This window comes from Alistipes sp. ZOR0009 (assembly GCF_000798815.1).
In the GTDB taxonomy this organism is placed as follows: Bacteria; Bacteroidota; Bacteroidia; order Bacteroidales; family ZOR0009; genus Acetobacteroides.
In genome coordinates, this window is sequence record NZ_JTLD01000018.1 from 25,616 (window position 1) to 51,983 (window position 26,368).

Sequence of the window (26,368 nt, forward strand, 5' to 3'; positions counted from 1 at the left end):
ATTCCTATTAAAGGGACTTAAAAACTTAAACTTACTCCTGCGGTATAAATACGCTGCTGCGGATAGTACATTCCTGCAGTATTGGTACCCTCCGGGTCTAGGAGCTTAATCTTGTCGATGGAGAAGAGGTTAAAACCACTAACGTATACGCGAATGTTCGACATCTTTAGCTTACTCGCCAAATTGGCTGGAAGAGTATAGGCTACCTCTACATTCTTTAGTCTGATAAAAGAGGCATCCTTTAACCAAAAGTCAGAATCTCGAGTATTGATGTAGTCATTCTTCGTGTCAAATGCTCTTGGATATTTTGCATTAGGCGTTTCGGTTGGTGATATCCATCTGTTATTGTAGTAGTCAACATCAATATTGAATCCCAATGGGCGAATCAGCTGCCTTGCTCTTGCCTGTCCTTGCCAAAGCATATTCAGCTCAAATCCTTTCCACGAAGCGCCCATATTGATACCGTACACAATCTCGGGGATATTTCCCATATGAATACGAGTTCTATCGTCTTCTGTGATTTTACCATCTCCATTTACGTCGAGATACTTAATATCTCCTGGTTTAGTTCCCTGAAAGTGAGGCGTTGCATCAATTTCTGCTTGGGTTTGGTAAATGCCATCAGACTTATAGACCAACCACGAATCCATCGAATAGCCGGTCCTCTTTTGCCACTCGGGAGTAGACGCAGCCTCATCCATAAAATGGACATTGTTTTTCACGAAGGTAAAGTTGCCTCCAGCATGATAGTCAATGCCGCCTACCTTATTGCGATACATCAACTCTACTTCAATCCCGCTGTTTGATATCTTTGCAATATTCTGATCAGGAAGCGTTATCCCTGTATAGAGAGGAATTGATGCCTGCTTTTTAGCAAGAATGTGCGTACGCATCGAATAGAAGTATTGAGCATCGAATGTTAGGTTATTCCCAAAAAACGATGATTCAAAGCCAACATTTTTGGTGTCTACCTCTTCCCATGTGATTGAAGTATTTGCGACTACACCTGCTGTAAAACCTTGCAAACGAGAAGGACTTTCTCCAAATACGGCTCCAGAACCCAAATTAAATGTGCTCAAGTATTGAAATGGTAAAACACGGTCGTTGCCCAGTTTACCCCAAGATGCTTTCAGTTTGAGGTTGCTAATAAAGGAGAGGTTATCTTTAACAAACGATTCTTCCGAGATTCTCCAGCCAACTGATACTCCGGGAAATACTCCCCAGCGGGTATCCTTAGGGAAATTTTGTGACCCATCGTAACGTAGAGTAAACTCTGCAAGGTAACGATCCTTAAAAGAATAGTTTGCTCGTCCAAAATAGTTTTGTCGAGCCGAAATAGAAGCCTTACCATCATTTGTTTTATTAACCTCACCACCTGCAAAAAGGTAGGGTACACTACCACTCAAAAAGTTTTCACGATAGCCATAGATATACTCACCCTCAACCTTATTTTGCTCGTAGGCGGCAAATGCACTTACAGCATGATCGCCAAAACGCTTATCGTAAGCCAACCTAAGGTGATAAGTTGTACTTCGGGATTCGCTACTACTTTGATTCAAGGAACGTTTTCCTCCATTGGTTTGAGGACGCTCATTTACATATGAGTCTGTTGCAACATCATAATAGTAGGCATCCCATTGATCGTTAAAGTTTTTATAGCGATGAAAATTCATATCAATTGCTCCGTAACCAGACACGGAGAGTCCATCCACAATCCAAGGCAGCTTCAAATTAAACCCCACCTTAGTATTGTAAAAGTTATCCTTCACCTTCACAAATCCAGTTACACCAGTATTCAGCAATGCAAGATTATTTCCACCTTCGATACCTGGACCTGGTAATCCATTGGGATAGTAGTCGTACAGGTATGGATAGGCATGGTAGGCTTCCCACATGATAGAACCAGCATCCCAATCCGACTGATTACGATCTTCCTCTCGCTGGGCTAATTCCAAATTTACGGTAAGATTTTTCGTGATCGTTGCATCTAAATTTGTACGAAATTGCGTTGTGGTAAAATTCTGATTGGTATTTCTAAAGCAAGGTTCCTGATAAAGATATCCTCCAGAGAAAAAGTACCTCACATTTTCGTTACCGCCTCTAACCGATAGTGAATGCTGAGTTTGCGGCGCATATGGGCGGAAAACCACCTTCATCCAATCCGTGCTCGTATATAGACGCCTATCAATTGTTCCATCTAAATACCCATTTTTCAGTTCCTTAAAACCAGCTATCAAATCCGAATTATAGTCCATATACTGATACGCATTCATTAGATGAGGCGTACGAGTATTCTGAGAAACACCATAGCTGCCATCGTAGGTAATTGTTGGCTTTGAGGTAGAACCTCGCTTGGTGGTTACCAGTATAACTCCATTAGCGGCTTGGGCTCCATAAATAGCTGCTGACGCATCTTTTAATACAGTGATCGACTCTATATCGCTAGGATTTAAGCGCTCAAAACCACCCCGATTGGCAACCCCATCTATAACATATAGCGGACTATTGTCACCTGTAGTACCCTTACCTCTAATATAAATCTCAGAATAGTCACTTCCAGGTTGTCCCGAACGGTTATTTGCAATCACACCTGGCATTCGCCCCACAATGGCATTCGATAGGTTGGGCGTAGCCGACTGCTTCATATCCTTACCTGTTACTGAAGTAACCGACCCTGTAACGGTAGTCTTACGCTGCGTGCCGTAGCCCACCACCACCAGCTCGTTCAAACTTGCATTTTTTTCTTCTAGCTGAATCACCAAAGGAGCGTTAGAAGTAAAAGCAACTTCCTTAGCAACATAGCCAACGAAACTCACGACAAGCACTCCTTCCTTTTTAGTACTATTCAAGATGAATTTACCATCAACATCGGTAGATGCTGCCACATTAGTCCCTTTAACAATCACGCTAGCACCAATAATGGGCTCCCCCTCTTTATTGGAAACTACACCACCAATCTTCATCCCCTGCTGCACAGCATTTGCTGATGCTGGTAGCGCAGCACTTACAGGCAACGAGAGTAGTCCATTTGCAAGTAGAAGTAACGCAATAACCTTTACCCACCTTCCTTTACTTAAAGGTCGATAAACATTGCCCCTTCTTAAGCAGAACACGTTTTTCATAAATTCCCAGTTAGGTTTACATTTAATAAAAGACTCTTAAATCTGCCAACTAAGCGCCATAACTATCCCGTTAAAGGCTCCTCATCACATCCGTGATGTGCCCACATTTCTCATTGAAAAGGCGGATATAGCGCGAGTAATTGCAAGATTTTTCGATGGAAAAAGTAGTATTAGGCTGAGGTTAACGATGGAAAAGGCGTACATTAAAATGAAAAAAGCGTACGAATATCAAGAGCATTCAAAGTATATATATTCCTATAAATATGAACATTACTAGCAAATCAACTCATTTACCAATCCAACATGTAATAAAACAGGCGTCAATCCAATCGCATTTTGTAAAACTTTCTTGATTGTCGAATGTCTTGCTCTACCTTTCCCGATACTGATCAGCTGTGCGATAAATTGGCAAAACATAAAAAGAAGTACAGCTGGACTCTTCCACTAAAAGGGAAGACCCTAGGCCAGCTTCTCTCTGAAACCAACCAGAGAAAAGCAGGACTAGGGCCTTTATACAAAAATTATCTAATTCTGCGTTAACCTAAACATTAAGATATCATGAGAAGCAACCACCCCTGTAATATTCTTATTCGTGTTCCCTACATTTTTATGCATCCATACATCCCTAACCGTATAGGTTCTATCCGTCGAATACTTTGATTTAAGCATTTCCTTAACATTGTAGCTAAGCTTATAAGGAGCCAAAGATCTATTGAAGAAGCAGATTGCATATTCATCTTTGCTCAATGGCTTTACCCAAACTTCAAAATCGCCATCGTCCTGAATTTTTACAGCAGACTTCCCCAGCGAATCTTGATCTATCGCAATTAGCTCCTTGTTGGTGAGAATCTCCTTAACCTCGCTGGTCATAGAACGCAAATCATTCCCAGCCATTAAAGGGGCCGCAAGCATACACCATAAGCTGAAATGTGCTCTCGACTCGCTCATGGTTAGATGGGTATTCCCAACCTCTAGCATGTCGGGATCGTTCCAGTGATCAGGACCAGAATACTCGCTTAAATTGGCCACCCTATCCAGTAGAACGGTAAAGCCCGCATTATTACGGCCATCCACGCAATCCCAGCAATCAACAATATCGTCGGTAGTTCGCCATAGATGCCCCACATTGCTAGCCCATAGCCATGGCTTACTATAGCCCCATTCGCAAATGCTAAAAATCATCGGACGACCAGCCTTGTAGATTGCATCACGCATGATGGTATACGACGACTGTGCATCCTGAGTCGAGGTAAAACACCAGTCATACTTCAAGTAATCGACATCCCAGCTGGCATAGCTTCGTGCGTCCTGAAACTCGTACCCTCGGCTGCCAGGCCTTCGCTGGCAAGTTTGCGTACCTGCGCAGGAGTATATCCCAAACTTTAATCCTTTAGAATGAATGTAATCTGCCAAAGCCTTAATTCCCGAAGGGAACCGTTCCAGATCGGGAATAATGTTTCCAACACTATCGCGCCCAATCTGCCAGCAGTCATCAATTACAATGTAGGTGTAACCAGCATCCCTCATGCCAGAGCTAACCATAACATCCGCCACCTCCTTAATTTTCTTTTCATCTACGTCGCAGGCAAACTTATTCCAGCTATTCCAGCCCATAGGGGGCGTTAGCGCTAACTTTTCGAACTTCTGAGCCTGCAACGTAAAGGCTGCAAAGCAAAAGGATAAGACCAAAACCAATCTCATGATACTTTTTGTAAAGATTAAACTAAAGATGAAGCTGGGCTCAGCAAAGCATTACAAGCTCGAGCACCAACCCTGCAACTAAAGTAGCACCTGGAGCACGAGCAAAATGAAAAAAACTAGCGAATAAATGATAGAATCGTACAAAATGAAGGGCGACGATCTCGCAGAAAATCGTCGTAAAAACGCCGATTTAAGGGATGTATTTCAAGAGATTACCACCTACTTATCTAATCCTTGCGCTTGACGGGTCTATGGCCGAGCTCATCCCAAATGAATTTTACACGCTGCAACCTGCAATCTTAGAATTGACCGAGATGGTCAGCCCACAAATGCCAGAAGCCACCCTACCATTCCATAGTAGCCTCAATTAAGATGAAAAAGATTACTACCAGCTAGATTAGGCTGACTGGTGTCCTAATAAAAGGGAGAAAAACGTCGAGATTAGGTTCCTTTTCTCGACTAAAGAAAGAGCAACGACACCCGCTACTTACCCTTGCGTGGTGCTTCGTTTACCTCAAACCCATACTCGGTAAGCTTTTTCGGATGGTTGGGGTGAAGGGCGTTAACCACATCGCGAACCGAGCGGACAAACACCTCCACTCTCTTCGCTTCTAGGTTACGACGCTCGGTCATCTCCTCACTCAGACGACGCAACTCATCGGCCCGTTCAGCATACTCCCGGAGGTTGGCTATAGATTCTTTTACCTCCTCCTTTACAAGCATTGTAATATCAGAGCTGCCGTTGTCTGCAGCATGCTTTGCTAGGATGTTTTCGCCAAGGCTGCTTAGCTTTAAGGGATCGTAGGGAATGATTGTTCTCATAGGCTCTACTTTTATAATGTTTAAAAATTTATTTTCAAAGCACTACCTTCAAATATAACACATTAAGCATTGTAGAGTAAAGTATTTACAGCACAAATTCCATTTGTATTCACAATAAATAACATTTAAAAAAACAGATACACAATATATTTTTCCTACCACAAATAGTACCATTACAGACCCAACAACCACCATTCAGTATTCTAATACAGGTATCTGACAAAAATGCCATTTTTATGCATTATAAAACCATTTAAAAAATTCAAGAATGACCTTTTATCACGAGGTAATCATACTATAGCATGAACAAGTGATTTTCTAACATCAATAGCAATTTCCCAACATTAAAAAAGCACTTTTACACGTCCAAAAATACCTTTTTATCTTTCAAAACCTATCTGCCAACATCATAAAATCACCTTCGAATGTGCAAATCTTCCTTTCTAGTAAAAAATTGATTTTATTGGCTTAAGAGAATCCAACTTTGTCATAAAAGAATAGCATCTCCAAAGCAGTCTTTTATACTTTCCCTCACGATCAGCCGGCAAGCGTCTGACAGCTTCTTTCAGAAACAAGCGTAGGCACCATCTTAACTTGAGCAGCAAAAGGGGATTTAAATAAAAAAGGGGGCCGAATGCAGCAACGCAACTCGTCCCCCAAACAAAAATGTTTAAATCTAGGTTAGTTTAATATAGTTATAGTACCAGTAGCATCGGTAGCCTCCACAGAACCGACATCGGAACCATTTACCTGAATTGAGTAGCTTCCGCTATTACTTTTGGGAGGATATACCCGTAATATTTTCCCACTTTTTGCCTTAACCGTAAACACTACGGCATTCTTACAGTTCGAGAGGGTCACAACCCCACCGCTAAAAGCCATTGTTCCCTTGGAGAATCGAGCAGAGCTGCTGTAAAGGTCAACGGTATTATCCTGTATAAACTGTACGGGTTGCAATGGCTTGGCATACTTCCGACCCTTTACGTAAGCAATGGCGGCATCGATGCTTGCCTGGCTAACAAGAAGGTTGTATGAGCTGTAATCGTCGATAGTTGCGCTGAATGGCATTAAAAGACCCCACTGGGTAAAGAAGTCGGTCAAATCGGTCTTAGTGATATCACAACATTTTTTATAGAATTCGAGATGGCAGGTGTTGATATCGGGATTCGGCTGATTCCTCAATGTTTCGAGCAAATCTTTATAGAAGTCGGTATATCCGTTTACATTGGAGAAGTACAGCTGCAGCTGCCAAAAAGGGACGAGCTTACAGAATACATCATCGTCTAAGAAATGGTTATGCCCATCGTTCTTAAAGAATCTATCGAAGGCGCTTTGGTAACGTGTTAATCCACCACCGAGATCCTCGTCCTGAATTCGGGAGCTGGAAAGGCCATTGTATAAGGTTTGCATATAGAGCGAGCAAACGTTATTCGTAACCTCGGTAAGCCCTGGCCATAGGAAGTTCGGACGCAGCTGATTTACGTGCCCAATTTCGTGAGCGGGTCCCCAAATGCTAGCACCTTTTAGCTTAGCTACGGAGTTCAGCTCTTTTGTGGTTTCGACCTGATATCCAGTATAACCATTGGTTGCGTACATATAAGCTGATGGATCTACCACCGCCTTGATATACATCCTAGTTTTATGCATTTTGCCATACTTTACCAACCCCATAAACTCCTGCTCCTTATAAACAATTTCGTCCCACGTTTTTATGTAATCGGCAATCTCCGAGTTGCTCAAGCTACGAAGCACCTCGGCAGGAAACGTTACCACAGAGTAGTCTCCCTTTAAATCGAAGAAAGAGGTTGCAGTATTATTTATCATCCTATACCAGTCGGAAGGATTTGACGTCTTTAGATCAAAGTATCCATTAATGAAGCTACGTGCAAAAAAGACCTTCACCTTAGAGTCTGCGCTACTTTGGTATACTAGGTAAACCAAACCAGGAGAGCTAGGCTTAAATTTATTTACACCTGGTCGCAACGGATAGTCGGTAAAGGTTAGGCCGTTATCGTTATGGTTAACCACTCTGGCCGTTATTGGAGCCACCGGACCCCCCCCAACAAAGGCATACACATCGCTGCTAGACGAAACATACATACCTGTAACATTATCCACAAAGCCATAGGTGTTAGTCTTATTTTGCTGCGCAGAAATGCTAGGGTCTGGGTAGGATTGGCATTCGACAATGCGGCGAGGATCGATCTTTTTGTCAAATACAGACAAGCCAATATTGCGCAATGCCGTATCAGCAATCGCTGCTATCGAAGCTCTAGTAACACCAGGCTTAACTTCGGTACAGCTTCCATCCGTAAAAAAGTTAACAAACTTAGCCTTATTCAAATTGGTTTGCCAACATTCTATTTCAGCTAAGCTGATAAACCTATTCCTTTCGCTTTCACCGCCACCATCGGTTTTGGTAACAACCACCTTTACCTTTGTTGGTTTGCTAATACTTTTGGGTAAAGTAATAATCCCAACAGAATTTATGCTAGAAAAATTAAAATCTGTAGCCTTTACAAATGTTTCGTTATCCCTTGTCGACACCCAAATTTCGCCTCCAATAATTGCTCCATTCGAGCCACCATCACCTCGAGGAACCAAATAGATGTAATCCAGCCTACTCGCATCCGACTTCAACGTAAAAATAAACGACTGGGGAAGCGTTATTCCGCTCCATGACGAGTGGTAAATAGTTTCCTTACTCTTGTCGTACGCATTAGACAATGGAGTTCCATCTTGTCCCTGAGGCCCTGCAGCCTCAGTAACAACCAGCTTTATATCGTCGGCATAATTTTCGGTCTTACCCGGAATTATGGGGCTTTCGTTCCTTCCATCTATGATATCGGACGATTTAGAGCAGGACGAAAAAAGTAGCATAAAAACAATGAGCAAAAAAAGTGATTTCCCTTTTTGTAGCAGCTCTTTCTTTAATGACAACCGGCTATATAGTGCAGGTATTATGCAGGTATTATCCATCTTTCCCTATTTTATGTTTTAGTTTTGATATGACATTCACCACGTTTTGCCAAATGGCTATGATCCATCGGCATCCTGTGATTTTTAACTCGTTGATTTAAACCTATAGGTACGGTTCCCTCTCCTATTCCATACGAGATTAAGAATGGCTAACCGTACCCGAGGTTTGTTGGGAAAACTATTTATACTTCGCTTCAGCTTCAGCTTCCAAATCAGTAAAACGCTCGGCCATAAAATAAACAGCTAGCTCGGATAGATGGGTGTAGACATCCATAGCTTGGGTACCCACAATCCTAATACGAAAAAACTTAGACTGATAGTTTTTGTCAAACGGAAGTATTTGCTCCTTATTCTGAGGTGCCGTTGGCAAATTATCTTTTGATTTCCAAACAGTCACCCAGCTCACACCATCAGTGCTAGTCTGCAAATCCCACTTATTAGGACGAGAACTTTCATCTCCATTTTGTCTGAAGAAGTATCGAATACCGCCAATTTTAGCAGGTTCCTGAAAATTAATTTGAACCCAGTGAGGCAGCGGAGCCACCACTGAAACACTCTCATCCCAAGCCGTATGCCAAAATGTACTAATGTTACCATCAATCAAATTTTCCTTTGGGGCCTCGGGATCTTGCGTATAGGTATCAAGCATATCAGCCTTTAAAACCACAGGCGTTTTTTTATCAGAATCGTAGGTTACGACAGTTGGACGTTTAATAGGCTTTGTTACGGGGGAGATGATCGTTTTTCCTCCAACCATATTGGCATTAAAAGGTTGCACCTCGAAGATGTAATCCAACTTATTAATCAGCCCTGTGATGGCAACAGAGTCTGAAAATAAGCTCGCATTAGAGGTTATGGTTCTTCCATTTTTCACATATCGTACCTGTACCAATAATGTCTTGGTCGAATCTTCAGGGTAATCCCACTTTACGGTAATGCCCCCGACTCTTGGATACACCCTAACATTCGTAAGATCGGACGGAACTGGAAGATTTTTATCCTCATTCTGACAGGTGCAAAGTAGCATAAAAGCAGCAGCTCCTGCATATAGTAATTTTTTCAGCATGGTGTCAAATTGTCAATTAGTAACCCGGATTTTGAACTAGCTTTTCGTTGTTGTTAATATCTCCCTGAGGGATTGGCATTAGGTAGTTGGCTGGAGTTCTAAACAAGCGCTGCACTTCAATAACCGTTGGCTTGAAAAACTCGTCGTCAGTATTGCCGTAAATATTCATGCCCATAGGCTTACTCCCAAGATATTTATCGGCAACCATCCAGCGCCTAACATCCCAAAAACGATGATTTTCAAGATACAGTTCAATGGTTCTTTCCTGACGAACGATACTCCGTAGGGTTGCCTGATCATCAACATTTGCTCCAGGAACTTTAGCCCAAGCCTCTTCGACTGTAGGAATTCCAGCACGAACTCGAACCTTATTGATATACTCTCTTGCGGTAGCAAAATCGCCACTATTCCCGTACTCTATAAGTGCCTCCGCATAGTTTAGGTAAAGTTCTGCCAAACGAACTACAGGCCACGGATACTGAATTAACCCTGAATTAAGCTGGTCGTATTGAGGGACAACACCCTTTTTATTCAAATAACCAGAAGGCGAATAGTTGTTTACTCTCGGTTCGGCGACTCCCAATCCTTTTATTCCCTGATCGTCTGTAAGCCTAAATTTAACCGTGATAATACGATTATCCCCCCGAACAATCTCATAAGGCCCGTTGTGGTAGGCAATCCAAGCATTAAAACGAGGTTCACGATCCAAATTCTCTTTTAAGGTTGTTAGGGAGGTATTAGGAATTGTAGCTATGCTATACCGATTTTGGTAATCAAATTCTGGATCTTTATCCATTGGAAGGCCATTTTTTGTATAAAACTGCTCAACCATAAAAAGGGTAGGCGACAACCCATTCCAAGCACTTCCAATTCCCCTATCTTGGGGGGTCGATTTATTTTGAAAAGAATAGTACCCCTCTTGCCTCGTATCCGCCCATATTACTTCGCTAGTTGTTTTATCTATAAACGTATAACGAAGCTGATTTTCTACCGGATTAGCAGGCTCGGGCTGATTGCCCTTGTACTTATATAATGCAATACGATTAGCCTCCGCCAGCTGTATTGCCTCTAAGCAAGCGGCAGCAGCTTTCTTCCATTTTTCTTTATCGTAGATGGTACTAACAAGCTTAGCTCCATCCTTATTTACAAGATTGCCATAAAAACTTCCGCCGTTTTGCCCACCTCCATTAAAAAGAGGAGATGCTGCGTATAGTAGCATACGAGCTTTTATCGCTTTAGCTGCTAACTTTGTAGCCCTTCCATAGTACGACTCAGAGGTGTATTTTATAGGCAATTCGGCAGCAGCCTCGTCAAAAAGAGCCGCTATAAAATCAACACATTCATCGTATGGACGCCTATCTGGAAATTGATCCCTGCTGGCATATATGTTAGGAAGCTCCTTGACGATTATTGATGGGCCATAACTCCTAATTAAAAGAAAGTGGTAGTAGGCGATTAGGAATTTCGCCTCGGCCTTATAGTTTAATTTTTCTTCGATTAATAAATCAGGCGTTTTGTCAATGTTTTCTAATAGAATATAACACTGACGAATTCCTCCAAAAAGCGTATTCCAGTAAGATATTACAGGCTTTGAGGCGTTATAATTCCCTTTTGGAAATGCAGCAAACGTCTCATGCTCATAGGGTGTAATAACTTCGTCGGATGTAAACAGATCCAATGAATTTGTACCATCGCGCAATGAAGGAATATATGAATAGCAAGAGTATAAATATCGCTCTGCCGCATTTCTATCTTTGAATGCGCTTTCCTCCGTCGGGCGTTCATCTGGGACTATATCTAAGTAGTTGCAGCTTCCAAACAGCAGAGATAGAAGCGCTATTATGGTTATTCTAAGTTTCATTTTCACCGTTTTTAAAATGTCATCTGAAGTCCAATATTAAATACACGCTGCGTAGGGTAGTTTAGACCATTACCACCTCCTTGCTCTGGATCCCACTCCTTGAATTTAGAGAATGTAAGCAAATTCATGCCATTAATGTAAAGACGAGCAAACTTGAAAGAATATCCTACCTCTGCATTTTTAAGTTTTAGGAAAGAGCCATCCCGCAACCAGAAACTCGAATTTTGAGTATTGTTCCCAGCATCCTTTTTACTAAGCCTTGGATATTTTGCGTAAACATTGGGATTTTCTCGACTCCAATAATCTTCAGCAATAAAATCTAGCACACCTCGTATGTCCGTTGAGCCAAATGGATGAAAATTGCTAATAAAGAAAGAGGTTCTTGCAACTCCTTGGAAGTAAAACGAGCAATCAAAATTTTTATATTTGATGGAAGGCCCAAACCCATATACAATTTCAGGAATGGTTGGGTAGCCCATCCTTACCGCATCATTTGAGTTGATTTGGTTCAAATGATCAATCCTGTTGGTAATGTCTGTATACTTAATATCACCAGGCAGATATGTTCCAAACTGCTGGAGTGCGCTGTTCGCAATTTCGGCATCATCAATAAAAAGTCTCTCGGCACGCAATCCCCAAAGAGCATTAACAGGATGCCCTATTTCTGATAAATTTGGGTATTGAGTAAAAGGAGGTTGGTCGTTTTTTACAATTTCATTATGAGCATAGGTAAATGTACCTTTCAGCGCAATCGACAAATTTCTACTTACCTGCTGATTATAATCAACCGAAAAATCGAAACCCTGATTTTTAACCTCTCCCAAATTTTCAAAAACCGCAGTAGAGGCAGTACCTGTTGAAGCTGGTATTGTTTTTCGTTTAGTAAATATATCCCTTCTGATTTCCCTATAAATATCAAAAACGACATTCAACTTGTTGTAGAAAGAAACATCGGCTCCAAAATTAACCTTCGTTCCAACTTCCCATGTAATATACGGATTTGCAAACCTCTTGTACATAGGACCATTAAACGTTCGATCCTGATTTATTCCTGTTGTAAACCAGATATCCTTATTCTGAAGATCGATATCAGAAAGATAGGCAAATCTATCTCCTCCGATATCATCGTTCCCAACAAGTCCATACGACCCCCTTAGCTTAAGCAGTGAAACGATTGACTTTACCGGTTCCCAATACTTTTCATTGCTAACGATATATCCCGCAGCTATTGACGGAAAAAAACCAAAACGATGTCCCTTTGCAAAATTTTCAGACCCATTATAACCAAAGTTTCCTTCTATGAAATAGCGGTTGTCATAGTTGTAGGTTAAGCGACCTGCAACACCTTGCTTTCTATTGGGCAATGTCCCTATTAAATCATTTTCCTCAAGAATATTTGCGACAAACTCTTCCTGGTTGTAAAGAGCCATTGCTGAAATATTATGCTTCCCGGCAAAAGTTCGGTTATACTCCAACAACCCTTGAAGATAAATCGATCGATCTCCGACACTTGAATTGGTTGTCCCCAAAGAAGGATCTTGTACTGTTCCTATTTTCTCTAAATCATAAGTATACGTCCCATCTGGCTTTAACACTCGATTCGTTGGTGTATACTGGTTGTAACCTCCCGCTCGTTGAGTTGTTGAAGAACTCCAATTTTTAAACGACACTAATCCTTTTAAAGACAAACCTTCTGTAACGAAATCTAACTTCTGCTCTCCATCAAATGTTGCAATTACCGTACTCTGAAAGTTGTTTGTGTACCCCTTTACCATTTCTGCAAATGGATTTTGGAAACCAAAATTATGGGTACCACCCGTTTTCCCTCCCCAGATTGTTTTATCTGAAATAGCCAATCGAGATGGATAACTAATTGGAAAATCTACAGGATTGGCGGCCATCACTAAGCCAAAAAGATCCGACGCATCCATTGCTGGCCCATTATAATCTCGTACCTGAGTGTTAAGTTTTAACGACAACCTAGTCGTGTTCGTTAAATGAGCATTCAGGTTGTTTTGAAAAGAGTAGCGCTGAATTCTAATATTATTCTTGTATGAATTTAAATCATAACTTTTTAAAACACCATTATCAAGGTTAGCAGAAGCGCTCATAAAATAGTCGATCTTTTTACCACCTCCCAATATATTTATGTTTGCATTCTGATTATTCGTAACTTTTTTGAACATTGATTTGTACCAATTCACGTTAGGATACAAGTATGGATCTAACTTATTGCGGGTTCCTTCAATTTTATCGTCACCATACAAAACCTCACCTGTCCCTCTTCCTTGTACTGCTTCGTTGTACATTTCCATAAACTTAACACCTCCTACAAACGAAGGTATTTTTGTAGCCATCGACATGGAGTTTTCCACTCGAATATTGATTCTCGCTTTATCCAAATCCCTACCACTCTTCGTGGTTACGATCATTACACCGTTTGCTCCTCTAGTACCATAAAGGGCTGTGGCTGTTGCATCTTTAAGTATCGAGAAACTTTCAATAACTTCAGGTGCAAGTGCATTTAAATCTCCTTGAGACACGGCAACTCCATCAAGAATAATCAAGGGATTGGTGGCCCCACTAAATGTCGATATCCCCCGAATATAGAAGCTTGATCCGTCTGCTCCTGGTTCACCTGTACGCTGAAAGGCAATTACGCCAGCAAGTTTGCCTGCAAATGAGTTCGATAGGTTACTCGATGGAATTTTCAACTCTCCAGATTTTACTGATTGAATAGAACCAACTACCGATGCTTTCTTTTGAGTTCCATAACCAACTACAACTGCTTCTTCTAGCACCTGACTCGAGGTCTTCAATACAACATTTACAATCGTTTCATCTTTTATCTCTAAAACTTGCTGTTGCATTCCAATAAAAGAAAATGTAAGAATATCCCCTTTTGACGCTTCAATCGTATATACCCCGTCAGCACCTGTTATGGTTCCCTTATTCTCTTTTCCCTTTATATACACAGAAGCTCCAGGAATAGGAGAACCTACTTCATCAAAAACTTTTCCAGATATTTTCCTTTTCGGCACATTCTTTTGAGGGGCATGTTCTTTGCTAATAATAATTCGATCTTCCTTAATTATATATCTCAGCCCTTGGTTCGCTAACGCTTGATTCAATAAGGTTTCCACGGTTCCATTTACGACATCAACATTTACCTTTTTATCAAGGGGAACATCATTAGGGCTATACACCAACTTCATGTCAGTTGTGGATCTGATCAAATCAAATACTTGAAACAGCGGGACTCCTGAAGACCTCAAGGAGATGTTTGTAGACCTGTCTCTTTGAGTCCCAACTGCCGGTTGGAGGAGGCAAAGCACCATTAAAAAAGACAAAAAAGTCCTTTTAATGGCTTTTAATGCCAGTCTTTTCTTTTTCATGTTTAGAAGGTTTTGTGCTACAAAAGCACGGTTAGGTTTACTTGTTGGTTAAATAGTAGGTTTGCCCTCGTTGTTCATAGCTGAACGGAGCTATTATTTGGAAAGACTTCAAAATTTCGTCGACACTCTCTTTGTCAAACTCTGCGGAGAAACGGCTGTTAGCTATTTGAGAGTCTGAAATTTCTATTTTAACATTATAAAATCGTTCTATTCGCTTAGCGATATCTTCAAGACGTTCATTATTAAAGACAATCCGTTTTTTCTGCCATGCTAGAATGTTCTCAAAATCAGCAGATGAAATGGCGTACCTCCCAGTTTTGCTATCAAAACAAACCGCAGTATTAGGTTTCAATATTTTTTTACCAATGACTCTTCCTTTAGAACACAACCTTACCTGCACCTTACCTTCTAACAATGCAGTTTGCTCAAAAGACTCATTTGAATAGGCATGAATATTGAATTTTGTACCTAATACCTGTATCCGAGAATGCTGTGTTTTCACCTCAAAGGGACGATTTACATCACGAGTAACCTCAAAGTAAGCTTCTCCTGTAAGGCTTACTTCACGCTTTTTATCGCTAAAATTTACAGGAATAACAATTTTCGAGTCTGGAGCCAAACACACTCGGGTTCCATCTTCTAACTTAATAACCTTGATCTCTCCCTTATTGGCTATAATAATTTTAGACTGTAAAGAATTTACAGACCTATTCTTATGAAAATCATACAACGAGAATGTAATAGCAGATACTATTATAGCAATTCCAATAAAAATGGCAGCAATACGGCTAAATCGATTAAAAACATTCCGAATAACACTTCGTGAAAATCCATTTTCAAATTCTCCAATTATGTTTTGATTAACGGATTTACTTAAAATTAGAGATTTAGCCCTAAGAGATATTTCTAGTTCAACTGCGATAGAAGGATCCTTTTCCAATATATCGGAAAGTTCCTTTAATTCAGATTCGGTTGCGGCTTCAAGCGTAAATTTTAAAATAAGGTCTTTAATATGATCGTTCATCATGCATCTACGTTTATACAAGATTTACTCCTCCTTTCAATGCATGACGACTAAGAACGGTCTAACCCTACACTTATCTCGCAATTTCTTATATGTTTTTCATAAAAACCAGCCCTAAAGGCCTATTTTCAAATTTTACTAGAGCATTATGCGACCCAAACAAGTTGCTAAGAGTAGAATAATTGCTAAGTTTTTAATTACTAGTTTGATTTGTTTAACTGCTTTAGTTATGTGAGCTTCAACTGTTTTAATAGAGATCCCCATTTCTTCAGCAATTTCTGAATTCTTCTTCCCTTCTATTCGGCTTTTGTAAAAAATGGTATACGTTGGATTACACAAACTATTTACAGCCTTTTCAAGCAACCCTGAAAGCTCCTTTACTTCATATTCAGACACGGCATCCTCTTCAACACGAGATAATTCTTTAACTATTTTTTCCATATAGCGATCCCTGACACTTTGCCCTTTTAAGTAATCTAAGCACCTGTTTCGAACACACGAAAAGAGATATCCATCCTTATTTATTGCCTTCACAATATGATTAAAGTCATTTTCGTAAAAATTTAAAAAGACATCCTGCACAATATCTTTGCAGGTATCGTAATCTTTAATAAACGAATGTGCATAAGCACACAATCTACTCTGATTCTTGATGTATAGTTCAAGCACCTCCTGTTTCCCTCGCATCCTTTGTTCTTCTCTAGAAAGTTTCAATTTAAGCCATGCAGATTTACCCTTAGTTGCCAAACGAAGAGGTGCAAGATAATTTTTTAAAACATATTTTCACGCAACAAGTATTCTAATACAATATTTATTCCCCCGAAATAACTCAAACAAAACATTAAATAACAAAGCATTAAATTAAAAAGATACTTACTTATGATACACTTAAATTTAAAACCAAGTTAGCTAACAAACATATAAATCGAATAAAAATGCATCTACAGTTTTCAGAACGAAAAAAGCACCTACAAATTTCTTTGTAAGTGCTTCATTTTCTTTGGGTGGGCCCAGCAGGGCTTGAACCTGCGACCCCCTGATTATGAGTCGGCTTTTGGTGCTTTTCATCACTTTTCATCTGTTATCATTCTGCTCATTAAACTACTGATTTACAAGCCTGAATATAGCAAATCTTTATCATCCGTTATCATTCCGTTTCATCATTTACCCCCTAGGCGTGTGCAAAACGTGTGCAACTGCTACTGAATAATATTTCCATTTGCTATAAACAATAGACAGATAGTAAAACATACACTCTTATGAAGGGTCCCTTGTCCTACATGTATTTCTAAATTTACATTAATTAACTATTATTTTCATCATCTGAATTAGATATTTTGTACTTAATGAAAGTTTCGGCTAGACGCATATCTGAAGATTTAAAGAATTCTTCTATACGATCTGGGTTTTGCATATTTATTGCTGTTACATCAGAATAACCAAAATTTCTTTGTGTAGAATAAAAAGGCCAAATAGTCATTTTTTTACTAAGAATATTTGATAATACGCCATCTGCCGTATCATTATCATTAAATTTGTAATCCAATATATGCTGATAAGCACTTTTATATATAACAATAAATTGATTACTCCAATACCAATTAATCCAAAATAAAGAAGAATTCACAGGTAATGCTGTTCCAAAACCACCAATCCCTCCAGATAAAAGTTCTACATTATATTTATATGCTGTAATAATATTTTTAAACAAATTCTCTTTTGAGTAATGTCTTGTAAAACAATGATCATCTTCACAAATAACAATTAGATCTTCATTATTTTCTTTGGCAATATTTATAATCTTCACAATGCTTAACCAAAGTCCTATCCTGCCAATAGGGTGCCTACATGCCTCTACCCAAATTAAGTCAAATTCAGGTTTTCCTTTAAATTGTTCTTCAATATGCCTCTTCCTTTCAGTACGTTCAGGAAGATTGATTATATAAGTAGGCAAATATAACCAATTAAATAATTTATTATTAGTTACAATTAACTGTTTGAATATATTTTTAAATGACACATTTATTTTTTCTATAATTAATTTCCATTTAAATTTATTTTTATACACATTAATTGTACTGATAACTAATCTATTAAATACAAATTCATCATTATATACATTTATGATTAGTTCCGCACATCGTGATGGAAAATATTCTGATGGTAAGATATAACCATTTTTGCCACTATCTATTATCTTATTAACTCCGTCAAAATAATTAACAATCGAAGGAATCCCATAAGCTGAAAATTTAAATAATATATTTAGATCTATCATGCTAGGATTTATCATAATAATAAAATCAAATTTTCTTATTACAGATAACTTTTTCTTAAAGTTGTAACCGTTAATTTCTTTTTCAGCATGATTTGTAAATAGTTCATTATCGACATCAAAATCATAGTGGTTTGCTATATCAATAAAAGACATAGAAAACGCAAAATTAGACTGACAAAGATTGAAATAAGTAAGATAAACTATATTACAATTTATTTTTCTTGAAAAATCACATGCAAATACAATGTGGCATACATTATTACTAGTCATATATCTCTTTGTAAAAATTTCATTAACAACTATTGACACCTGAATCAGCTTTGAATCACTTGCAAAAATATTTTTCAATCATACTATCACTCATGTGTTTGATTTGTTTGAAATAAAATTACGAAAAACGATCAGGATAATTTTTATTTTTTACATCTAACCAATTAGATCGTAAATCAACCAGATGCACATTTGACATAAAATAACAGCACAAACAATTCACACAATATTTTTTTTGCAAAAAATTATCAATGCAATTTCAAATTGAACCATAAAAATTATTATAACATATAAATATGCAAACTATGTTGATTACTTTTTCCAGTATCAATTATTCGATTAGACATGAAATTTCCTCAGCAATATTATCAGGTAATTCTATACTTGCACTAAATATTTCTTTGAAATGATCGATCCCCCAAGTATTTCCTTTGTGATAAATATAAATATACAACTGAGGCATATTATCAATTGTCGTTAATGCATTTTGCTCTAAAAGATAGTTTATTACACAAGTATCCTCTCCCATTGGCAAATCAGCATAAGGATTCTCTTGTATTACTTCTTTTTTACACAGTATACTTCCTTCCCATGTCCTTTTGTTCGATATATAAGCTTTATTATTACATGAATCAAATACAATCCATCGTGATAGTACGCAAGCAATTCGATTATTTGACAAAATGTGATTTACTTGAACTTCTATCCGATCTGGGCTATACCAATCATCATCATCCCATTGACAGATGTATTCGCCGTCTGCAGCATTTACACTTAGATTTCTAAGCGTACCAAGTGTGTTTTTTACAAAACCAGAATGTACTTTTACAATTTTTAGAATATCACTAATTACCATATTATCAACGAATTCACAAGTCGTCATATCAGAATCTTCATAGACAATAATTAATTGTTTGTTTTTATAAGTTTGATTATTAAAACACTTAATAACTCTCTCTAACATAAGTGGATTATTATGTGTCACACATAAACAAGAAACCAACGGAAGGTAATCCGGGTTGTTGTCTCTTCTATTCATAAAATGTTTAAGTTAACGTCAATTTTGTTTTTTTCTTGCAAGAATACTATAATTTTCTTTTCTTTGCAAAAAACAGATTATAGAAACATATTATGTATTGCAATTTTAAAACTCCAATATTGATATTGGTTAATCCATTCATAGATAATATTATTGAGATAATCGACATTATCCAAATGGTAAAACCAAAAAAAATGTATTTGGCTATTAAAAAACATAAGAATATAAAAACATCAAAATCAGATTTATTATCCAATATAGAAAATGAAATTAATTGGGATTGCCAACTTCATAGGTTTTACTATTCTGATCACGTAGAATATAATCAAATAATGATGTGTTCTATTAAACATTTTTTTGAAAATGAATCAGAAGGAATTATTTTAGACTTTTATTTTAAAACTAGTAAAAAAGTAACAATAGACCATTTCAAATACTGCTCTATATTACTTCAAAAATACAGTACAGATGAACGAATTGGTCATATAACATGTGATGATTTTTTAAAGAGAAAAAACGGATCTGATTCATATTTTTTCTCAAAAATTTTGCATACGTCCTTTATATGGGCCAGTTGGCGACGAGTATGGGAACACATTGACAGTCAAATTTTTGATTACGTAACATTTCAAAAAATGTCTATATCTCAAAAAATCTCCATATCCAAACCATTTGATTTTTATTGGAATAATCTAAACTTAAAACCAGATAAATATAACAATGAATCCTGGAAGTCTATATATGAATACACAAACTTAATCAATAATAGATTAAGCATTATCCCTACTTATGGATTATTTAAATCAAACAAACACTCAAAGGAAAATATAGATATTATTCACCCTAAATTTATTGTAGATGACTACATTTTAGACTTAAATTATCAGGAATTAAAATATAACATTTCTACGATTACAAACAACTATCCAGATGGCTACTCATTTATTAAAAATAAATTATTATCATTTTCAAATAAAATCGTAGATCAATTAATTATACCAAAAATCATTCACCAAGTTTATGTAAATCAAGATGGACCGCCTCCATTCTTTAAAAGAATAGCAACCACATGGCAAAAAAAACATCCAGAATGGAAATATATTTTTTGGGATGAAAAAAAAATAAACCATTTATTGGAGTCTGAATTTCCTGATTTCATTCCATTTTATGAGTCATTACCCTATGATATTCAACGCTGGGATACAATACGCTATTTGATATTGTATAAATTAGGGGGAGTATATGTAGATATGGATTATGAATGTATTGATCCTATAGATGTATTATTAGTAAACTCTTCTTGTTGCATGGCTTTAGAGCCAAGTATTAACGCAAAAAAGCACAATAAAAAACAAATAATAAGCAATGCTTTTATGGCTTCTATACCTCAACACAGTTTTATTAAAAACATTATCAATGAAATAATTCAAAACATTAATACTATCTTTTCAAAAAAAGATATAACTATGCATATTCTAGAATCTACAGGACCTTTTATGCTTTCGAGATTATATGAAAAATACAAACAAAAAAATGATATTACTCTTTTATCAGCGGATCTAGTAACACCTTTAACAATGAATGAAGTTAACTTATTATTCAGCGGAGGGGCAAACGAGGAAATAAGGAATAAAATAAACAATTCATTTGCGATTCATTACTTTTGTGGGTCATGGATATCTAAATTCAGGTAAAAACTCTAAAATCACCATATTTTAAACCACTCAATAAATGTTTTTTTTACATTATAATTCTGTATTTTATTCATCTGACTTTTTTATGTATTTACAAAAATGAATCAATATATTCAATCTTTTAACAACCAGCTTCTTATAGCCCTAAATCAAAAAGAAATGACATTAGGATTAGCTGATGGAAAAATGGGAATTTGCATCTATTTTTATGTATTAAGTAGATACGAACAGGATAAAGAATATAAGATTATTGGTGACAATATTTTAGATGATATTTTTCAAAAAATAGACAACATTTCCTCGATTGATATTAAAACTGGACTTTCTGGTATAGGATTAGGAATAAACTATTTAATTAAAAATAAATATGTCGAAGGCAATGTCAATAATATAATTAAAAGCATTGACGATACAGTCTATAAAACTATTTCAGATCAATGTAATTTAAAATTAATGGACAGCACTTCTTTAATTCACGCAATACACTATTTATGCACTAGATTAAAAGAAAAAAAACTTACTAAAGAAAATGAATTTATTTTCAAAGAGATTACAATTAGCACATTAAATTACATGTACGAAAGACTAGACTTAACATCTTACGAAGAATCTTTACCATACACAACCGACTATTTCTTACCTCAGTTATTCTATGTATTTAGCGAGATATACGATATAAATTTTTACAATTACCGTTTAATTAAAATAATCGAAGAAATAAGCAATAAAATACTATCAATAATACCTATTTTACATTGCAACAAATTACTTTTATTATGGGGAATGAATTCATTACAGAGGCGTATAAACAATAATAAATTTGAAAAGCACATCACATTAATTAAAAATCAAATTGATATTAATGAAATTTTAGACAATGAACTAAAGGCAAAAAACATTTTTTTTAACAATGGATATGCAAGTATATACCCTTTATTGTATTTAGTAAAAGACAAAATAGCAAAAAGTGAAATGGACATCTACAAAAACTGCATTTATACCAAATTATCATCACCAGATATTTTAGAATTCCACATAAACAAATCAAAAGATCACAATAGCAATCGTTTTTTTTACAGTGGACTTTGCGGGACAATATTGATGTCTTATTTTATAAAAAAAACAATATAATATCTAATTATGAAAGCAGATTTATCTGACACAACATTTTTAATATTGATTCGATTAGATTCAATACATCGTTTAGAAAACATTCTAACTATAGTAAAACAGTTAAAACACAGCTTTAGTACCAATATAATTGTACGCGAAGCTGATAGTTATAATAACGGTATATTAAAATACTTACTAAAAAAACATATATCTTACCAATTTGTTGAAGATAAAGATCCTGTCTTGTATAAAACGAAGCACATTAATCAAATGATTCAGCAAATAAATACTCCATTTATTGCATTGTGGGATGCAGATATTGTTGTCGATAAAAAAATAATTATAGAATGTATAGAGAAATTAAGAATGAAAGAAGTTGATGTAGCATATCCTTACAATGGAATTTGTTATGATATATTAGGAGGGATAAGAACTTTGTTTCTAAAAAAAACTAATATAAATATCCTATACAGACATATAGATAAATTGAATTTTCTATATCATCCCCCATTATATGGAGGTGCTGTTTTACTAAACAGATCCAAATTTATCAAAGCAGGGATGGAGAATGAAAAACATTATGGATGGGGATGCGATGACTTTGACAGATATGAACGATTTAAAATATTAGAATATAATATTTTTAGATCAAACAAATGCCTATTTCACTTATATCATTCAAGAGAAAAAAACAGTTATTTCAGGAATGAAAATTCTAGAAATATATCAGTAAGTGAACGATACAAAAATCACAACTCTTCAAAATTTGAATTATTGAAAAATGATCAAAACAAATAACCTTAAATTTAAATATAAAGACAAAACAATTCTAAGAGGAATTAATTTAAATGTTCCTATCGGATCTGTTTATGGGTTTATTGGAAAAAATGGAGAAGGTAAAACAACTACGCTCAAATTATTGTTAGGATTATTACCAACACCAAAGAATACTATTTATTATGAAAATAAACTATTTGAAGAGAATAAAGTCAAAATATTATCAAATGTAGGAAATCTAATAGAAACCCCTTGTTATTATGACAATTTAACAGCTTTTGAAAACTTGAAATATCTAAATTACATTCATAAATGTGGTATAGATAGAATCTATTATTGTCTAGAACTTGTAAAGTTAATGGAAGTAAAAGATAAAAAAGTAAAATATTTTTCCACAGGAATGAAACAGCGATTGGGAATAGCTATGGCTATTTTCCACAATCCTCAAGTTTTATATTTAGATGAACCATTAAATGGATTAGATCCAGAGGGAATACATGAAATAAGAAACATCATAACAAACCTTAAAGATTTGCGTAAAACTATAGTTATTTCAAGTCATATCTTAAACGAACTAGACAAGGTTTGCACACATATAGGAATATTGCATAATGGAAATTTATCTTTTCAAGGTGAAATTAAAGATTTACACAAAATAGGCAAAAGAATTATACAAATAAAATCAAGCAATACAAAAGTTGCTATAGATATATGCAAAAACAATAATTTCACCGTCTTAAATCATTGCAATGAAAATATAGAAATACAAATCAACAACGACAAAGAGTTCAACAAAATTGTAAGATTAATTTTGGATTACAACATAGACATATACAATATTAAATCCAGTGATTTTGACCTCGAAATGGCTTATATGTCAACAATTAATTGATTAATTATGTACAATTTGATTAAATCTGAAATTTTTAAAAACAAAACCAACTATGGTTTTTTATTAATGATTACATTTCCAGTTATCATATCATTATTCGTCACGATTTTAAGTTTAGTAAATATTAATTCAATAATCCCGACGAATTTAAATCCATGGGTATTTATTCTTGGTCGATATATTTTAAACATTTATAGTTTGCTATACCCAATAATAATAGCAATATTTGTTCATTCTGTTTTTGATATCGAGAGAAAAAACAATAATTTCAAACTATTACTTACTATGCCAATTAGTCGCATAAACATATTTGTAGTAAAAATAATATATTTAATTTTAGTTTTATATATATCTATTTTTACCTCATACCTATTTTTTTATATTTCAGGATACACATTACATTTTATTGAAGCAGACTTTTGCTTTACAAAGTTTAATTCGAATTATATTATAATTTTATATTTTTCAAAACTACTTGCATCTCTTACAATAATTATCCTAATACAATTCTTATTAAGTCTTATATTCAAAAGTTTTGTATTTCCAGTTAGTTTTTGCAGTTTCATTACCCTTTTGTCAATCATGTTTCATAAAAATGAATGGGTAGAAATAATACCCTATAATTTTCCGCATATGTGCCTTTGCGATTTTATTTCAGGATCAAGAAACATTAGCATTTTCAACCTTGTAAATTTAATGTATATTATGATTGTTGTTATTACATGTAATATGCTTATAAAAAGAATTTCTGTCTAAATTTGATAATCTAATATAGCGTATAATGATTGATGTATTATTCATCATTATATATTTCTTTAATTTAATTTTTATCACAATGAAAAAACTTAAAAAGTTAAGACTTTCTAAAGAAACGATTGCCTCTTTAGATGAAAATGTTTTAGATTCTGTAAAAGGAGGCTGGAGTGGAGGGTGTACAGATGGTTGTACAGGAACTACTTCTTGGCTTTGTACTAATTTTAATTGTACAAAAAGAGATTGTACTGCAGATTGTGGAACTGTTAGTTGCAGAACTTACGCTGTTTGCACCTTATAATTATTTTTAATAAAAGAAAATAATTATAAATATTACAAATTTTAATTTGGGAGAATGATTATTAACATCATTCTCCCTCTAATAAAACATAATGAAAGATAGTAAATGTAATCAGTTAATTTCATCAATCGCAGATAGAATATCATTATCTAAAGCATTTGGTGATATTGGATTATTATCTGGAAGCATGGGAGAGATCATATTTCTCTACGAATATTCTAAGATTGATAAAAAATATTTAGAATATGCTGAAAAAAAATTCGATCATATGTACGAGTCGATATATAATGGAAATATTTTTCATTCATATTGTTCTGGATTACCAGGTATTTGTGTAGGAATATCTTATCTTCAAGAAAAAGGAATTTTAGACAAAAACAGTTTTATTTCTGATGAAATTGATTCTTACATTGAATTAAAATTGAACAAATGTTTCAATGATAAGAATTATGATTTTTTACATGGTGCCATTGGGATAGGGTTGTACTTCCTTGATAGGTTCACATCAAATAAGACTAAGTATGGTAAAATACTAAAAGACATCATCAACTTTATCTATATCAACGCAATATTTAGCAGAGAGGGATATGTAAGATGGTCGAGTAATAAGTTCGGCGATAACAACTCTGATATTTCTATCGCTCATGGTAGCGCAAGCATTATTATATTTTTGTGTAAACTATTGCCCATTTTAGATACTACTGATTATTATAGAGCAAAAAAATTAATTGTCGGTACAGTAAACTTTACACTATCCTTAGAGCAAGACACAAATATTTTTAACTCATATTTTCCTTACAGTTATAATCTTGCAACAAAAGAAAAAGAAAATAGTAGGTTAGCATGGTGTTATGGTGATTTAGGGATATCGTATTCACTCCTTGAAGCTGCAACTGTTCTTAATAATAATCAATGGCATAAAAAAGCTATGGAAATTTTTAATTATTCAATATCAAGAACAGAACTAGAAAAGAATTTTATTCATGATGCATCACTATGTCATGGCACCATTGGGATTGCTCTAATATTTTATAAATTATACATTAGAACAAATGACATGAAGTTTTTACATATAACTCAATATTGGATTAAAAAAACATTAGAATTTTGTAATCCAAACGAAAGTATTGATTCTTTCAAGTTGTATTTTGAAATAAATGAAAATAAATGGAGTAATAGAACTGGAATATTGGAAGGGTTAGCAGGAATTGGGCTAACTTTAAATTCGTATAATAATCGCGACAACGCAGATTGGAGTAAATTTCTTCTATTATATTAAAA

18 protein-coding genes are annotated in these 26,368 nt (G+C 35.6%); 7 read left to right on the forward strand and 11 right to left on the reverse strand.

Annotation, left to right across the window (positions count from 1 at the left end):
* Positions 1 to 17: 17 nt before the first annotated feature.
* The 11 genes from L990_RS06235 to L990_RS06290 all read right to left on the reverse strand — a co-directional run bounded on the left by L990_RS06235 (position 18) and on the right by L990_RS06290 (position 19,557).
* A complete protein-coding gene (locus L990_RS06235; protein ID WP_052180792.1) occupies positions 18 to 3,122 on the reverse strand; it encodes a SusC/RagA family TonB-linked outer membrane protein in 3,105 nt (1,034 codons plus the stop codon).
* A 525-nt stretch (positions 3,123 to 3,647) separates the two neighbouring features.
* The gene (locus tag L990_RS06245) at positions 3,648 to 4,823 is read right to left on the reverse strand and encodes a glycoside hydrolase family 27 protein (RefSeq protein WP_052180793.1); all 1,176 of its coding nucleotides are present in this window, start codon (positions 4,821 to 4,823) and stop codon (positions 3,648 to 3,650) included.
* 483 nt (positions 4,824 to 5,306) lie between these two features.
* The gene (locus L990_RS06250; RefSeq protein WP_047446595.1) at positions 5,307 to 5,645 is read right to left on the reverse strand and encodes a hypothetical protein; all 339 of its coding nucleotides are present in this window, start codon (positions 5,643 to 5,645) and stop codon (positions 5,307 to 5,309) included.
* 681 nt (positions 5,646 to 6,326) lie between these two features.
* On the reverse strand, positions 6,327 to 8,624 hold the full coding sequence (locus tag L990_RS06255; protein WP_081981620.1) for a M60 family metallopeptidase: 2,298 nt from the start codon (positions 8,622 to 8,624) through the stop codon (positions 6,327 to 6,329).
* 178 nt (positions 8,625 to 8,802) lie between these two features.
* Positions 8,803 to 9,690: a discoidin domain-containing protein gene (locus L990_RS06260; protein WP_047446599.1), complete on the reverse strand. Its 888-nt coding sequence runs from the start codon at positions 9,688 to 9,690 to the stop codon at positions 8,803 to 8,805.
* Positions 9,691 to 9,706: 16 nt separating this feature from the next.
* A complete protein-coding gene (locus L990_RS06265) occupies positions 9,707 to 11,551 on the reverse strand; it encodes a RagB/SusD family nutrient uptake outer membrane protein (protein ID WP_047446600.1) in 1,845 nt (614 codons plus the stop codon).
* Positions 11,552 to 11,562: 11 nt separating this feature from the next.
* A complete protein-coding gene (locus L990_RS06270; protein WP_047446602.1) occupies positions 11,563 to 14,946 on the reverse strand; it encodes a TonB-dependent receptor in 3,384 nt (1,127 codons plus the stop codon).
* Positions 14,947 to 14,983: 37 nt separating this feature from the next.
* The gene (locus L990_RS06275; protein WP_047446604.1) at positions 14,984 to 15,973 is read right to left on the reverse strand and encodes a FecR family protein; all 990 of its coding nucleotides are present in this window, start codon (positions 15,971 to 15,973) and stop codon (positions 14,984 to 14,986) included.
* Between the two features lie 135 nt (positions 15,974 to 16,108).
* Positions 16,109 to 16,684 (reverse strand): RNA polymerase sigma-70 factor, encoded by a 576-nt coding sequence (locus L990_RS06280; RefSeq protein ID WP_156121385.1) that lies wholly within the window; start codon positions 16,682 to 16,684, stop codon positions 16,109 to 16,111.
* Between the two features lie 589 nt (positions 16,685 to 17,273).
* The gene (locus tag L990_RS20340) at positions 17,274 to 18,401 is read right to left on the reverse strand and encodes a hypothetical protein (protein ID WP_231562253.1); all 1,128 of its coding nucleotides are present in this window, start codon (positions 18,399 to 18,401) and stop codon (positions 17,274 to 17,276) included.
* A gap of 448 nt (positions 18,402 to 18,849) precedes the next feature.
* Complete coding sequence (locus L990_RS06290) at positions 18,850 to 19,557, reverse strand: glycosyltransferase family 2 protein (protein WP_081981621.1); 708 nt, start codon at positions 19,555 to 19,557, stop codon at positions 18,850 to 18,852.
* A gap of 194 nt (positions 19,558 to 19,751) precedes the next feature.
* Between L990_RS06290 and L990_RS19655 the strand changes: the two genes are divergently transcribed.
* From L990_RS19655 to L990_RS06315, 7 genes are all read left to right on the forward strand, one after another.
* On the forward strand, positions 19,752 to 21,251 hold the full coding sequence (locus L990_RS19655) for a glycosyltransferase family 32 protein (protein ID WP_231562254.1): 1,500 nt from the start codon (positions 19,752 to 19,754) through the stop codon (positions 21,249 to 21,251).
* Positions 21,252 to 21,410: 159 nt separating this feature from the next.
* Entirely contained in the window at positions 21,411 to 22,382 is a 972-nt protein-coding gene (locus L990_RS06300) for a hypothetical protein (protein WP_156121387.1), read from the forward strand.
* Positions 22,383 to 22,391: 9 nt separating this feature from the next.
* Positions 22,392 to 23,162: a galactosyltransferase-related protein gene (locus L990_RS06305; RefSeq protein ID WP_047446610.1), complete on the forward strand. Its 771-nt coding sequence runs from the start codon at positions 22,392 to 22,394 to the stop codon at positions 23,160 to 23,162.
* On the forward strand, positions 23,146 to 24,033 hold the full coding sequence (locus L990_RS06310; protein ID WP_047446612.1) for an ABC transporter ATP-binding protein: 888 nt from the start codon (positions 23,146 to 23,148) through the stop codon (positions 24,031 to 24,033). The genes L990_RS06305 and L990_RS06310 overlap by 17 nt, the downstream gene beginning before the upstream one ends.
* 6 nt (positions 24,034 to 24,039) lie before the next feature.
* Positions 24,040 to 24,789, forward strand: a complete 750-nt coding sequence (locus L990_RS20595; RefSeq protein ID WP_081981623.1) for an ABC transporter permease — start codon at positions 24,040 to 24,042, stop codon at positions 24,787 to 24,789.
* Positions 24,790 to 24,814: 25 nt separating this feature from the next.
* A complete protein-coding gene (locus tag L990_RS19905) occupies positions 24,815 to 25,087 on the forward strand; it encodes a class I lanthipeptide (protein WP_156121389.1) in 273 nt (90 codons plus the stop codon).
* A 91-nt stretch (positions 25,088 to 25,178) separates the two neighbouring features.
* Entirely contained in the window at positions 25,179 to 26,366 is a 1,188-nt protein-coding gene (locus tag L990_RS06315) for a lanthionine synthetase C family protein (protein ID WP_081981624.1), read from the forward strand.
* The last annotated feature ends 2 nt before the right edge of the window (positions 26,367 to 26,368 follow it).

Coding starts and splice junctions, on each gene's coding strand:
- L990_RS20595 (WP_081981623.1), top strand. CDS start 24,040: ATGTACAATTTGATTAAATCTGAAATTTTTAAAAACAAAACCAACTAT.
- L990_RS06290 (WP_081981621.1), bottom strand. CDS start 19,557: ATGAATAGAAGAGACAACAACCCGGATTACCTTCCGTTGGTTTCTTGT.
- L990_RS06265 (WP_047446600.1), bottom strand. CDS start 11,551: ATGAAACTTAGAATAACCATAATAGCGCTTCTATCTCTGCTGTTTGGA.
- L990_RS06255 (WP_081981620.1), bottom strand. CDS start 8,624: ATGGATAATACCTGCATAATACCTGCACTATATAGCCGGTTGTCATTA.
- L990_RS06305 (WP_047446610.1), top strand. CDS start 22,392: ATGAAAGCAGATTTATCTGACACAACATTTTTAATATTGATTCGATTA.
- L990_RS19655 (WP_231562254.1), top strand. CDS start 19,752: ATGTATTTGGCTATTAAAAAACATAAGAATATAAAAACATCAAAATCA.
- L990_RS06310 (WP_047446612.1), top strand. CDS start 23,146: ATGATCAAAACAAATAACCTTAAATTTAAATATAAAGACAAAACAATT.
- L990_RS06245 (WP_052180793.1), bottom strand. CDS start 4,823: ATGAGATTGGTTTTGGTCTTATCCTTTTGCTTTGCAGCCTTTACGTTG.
- L990_RS06235 (WP_052180792.1), bottom strand. CDS start 3,122: ATGAAAAACGTGTTCTGCTTAAGAAGGGGCAATGTTTATCGACCTTTA.
- L990_RS06300 (WP_156121387.1), top strand. CDS start 21,411: ATGACATTAGGATTAGCTGATGGAAAAATGGGAATTTGCATCTATTTT.
- L990_RS19905 (WP_156121389.1), top strand. CDS start 24,815: ATGATTGATGTATTATTCATCATTATATATTTCTTTAATTTAATTTTT.
- L990_RS06315 (WP_081981624.1), top strand. CDS start 25,179: ATGAAAGATAGTAAATGTAATCAGTTAATTTCATCAATCGCAGATAGA.
- L990_RS20340 (WP_231562253.1), bottom strand. CDS start 18,401: ATGTCTTTTATTGATATAGCAAACCACTATGATTTTGATGTCGATAAT.
- L990_RS06250 (WP_047446595.1), bottom strand. CDS start 5,645: ATGAGAACAATCATTCCCTACGATCCCTTAAAGCTAAGCAGCCTTGGC.
- L990_RS06275 (WP_047446604.1), bottom strand. CDS start 15,973: ATGATGAACGATCATATTAAAGACCTTATTTTAAAATTTACGCTTGAA.
- L990_RS06270 (WP_047446602.1), bottom strand. CDS start 14,946: ATGAAAAAGAAAAGACTGGCATTAAAAGCCATTAAAAGGACTTTTTTG.
- L990_RS06260 (WP_047446599.1), bottom strand. CDS start 9,690: ATGCTGAAAAAATTACTATATGCAGGAGCTGCTGCTTTTATGCTACTT.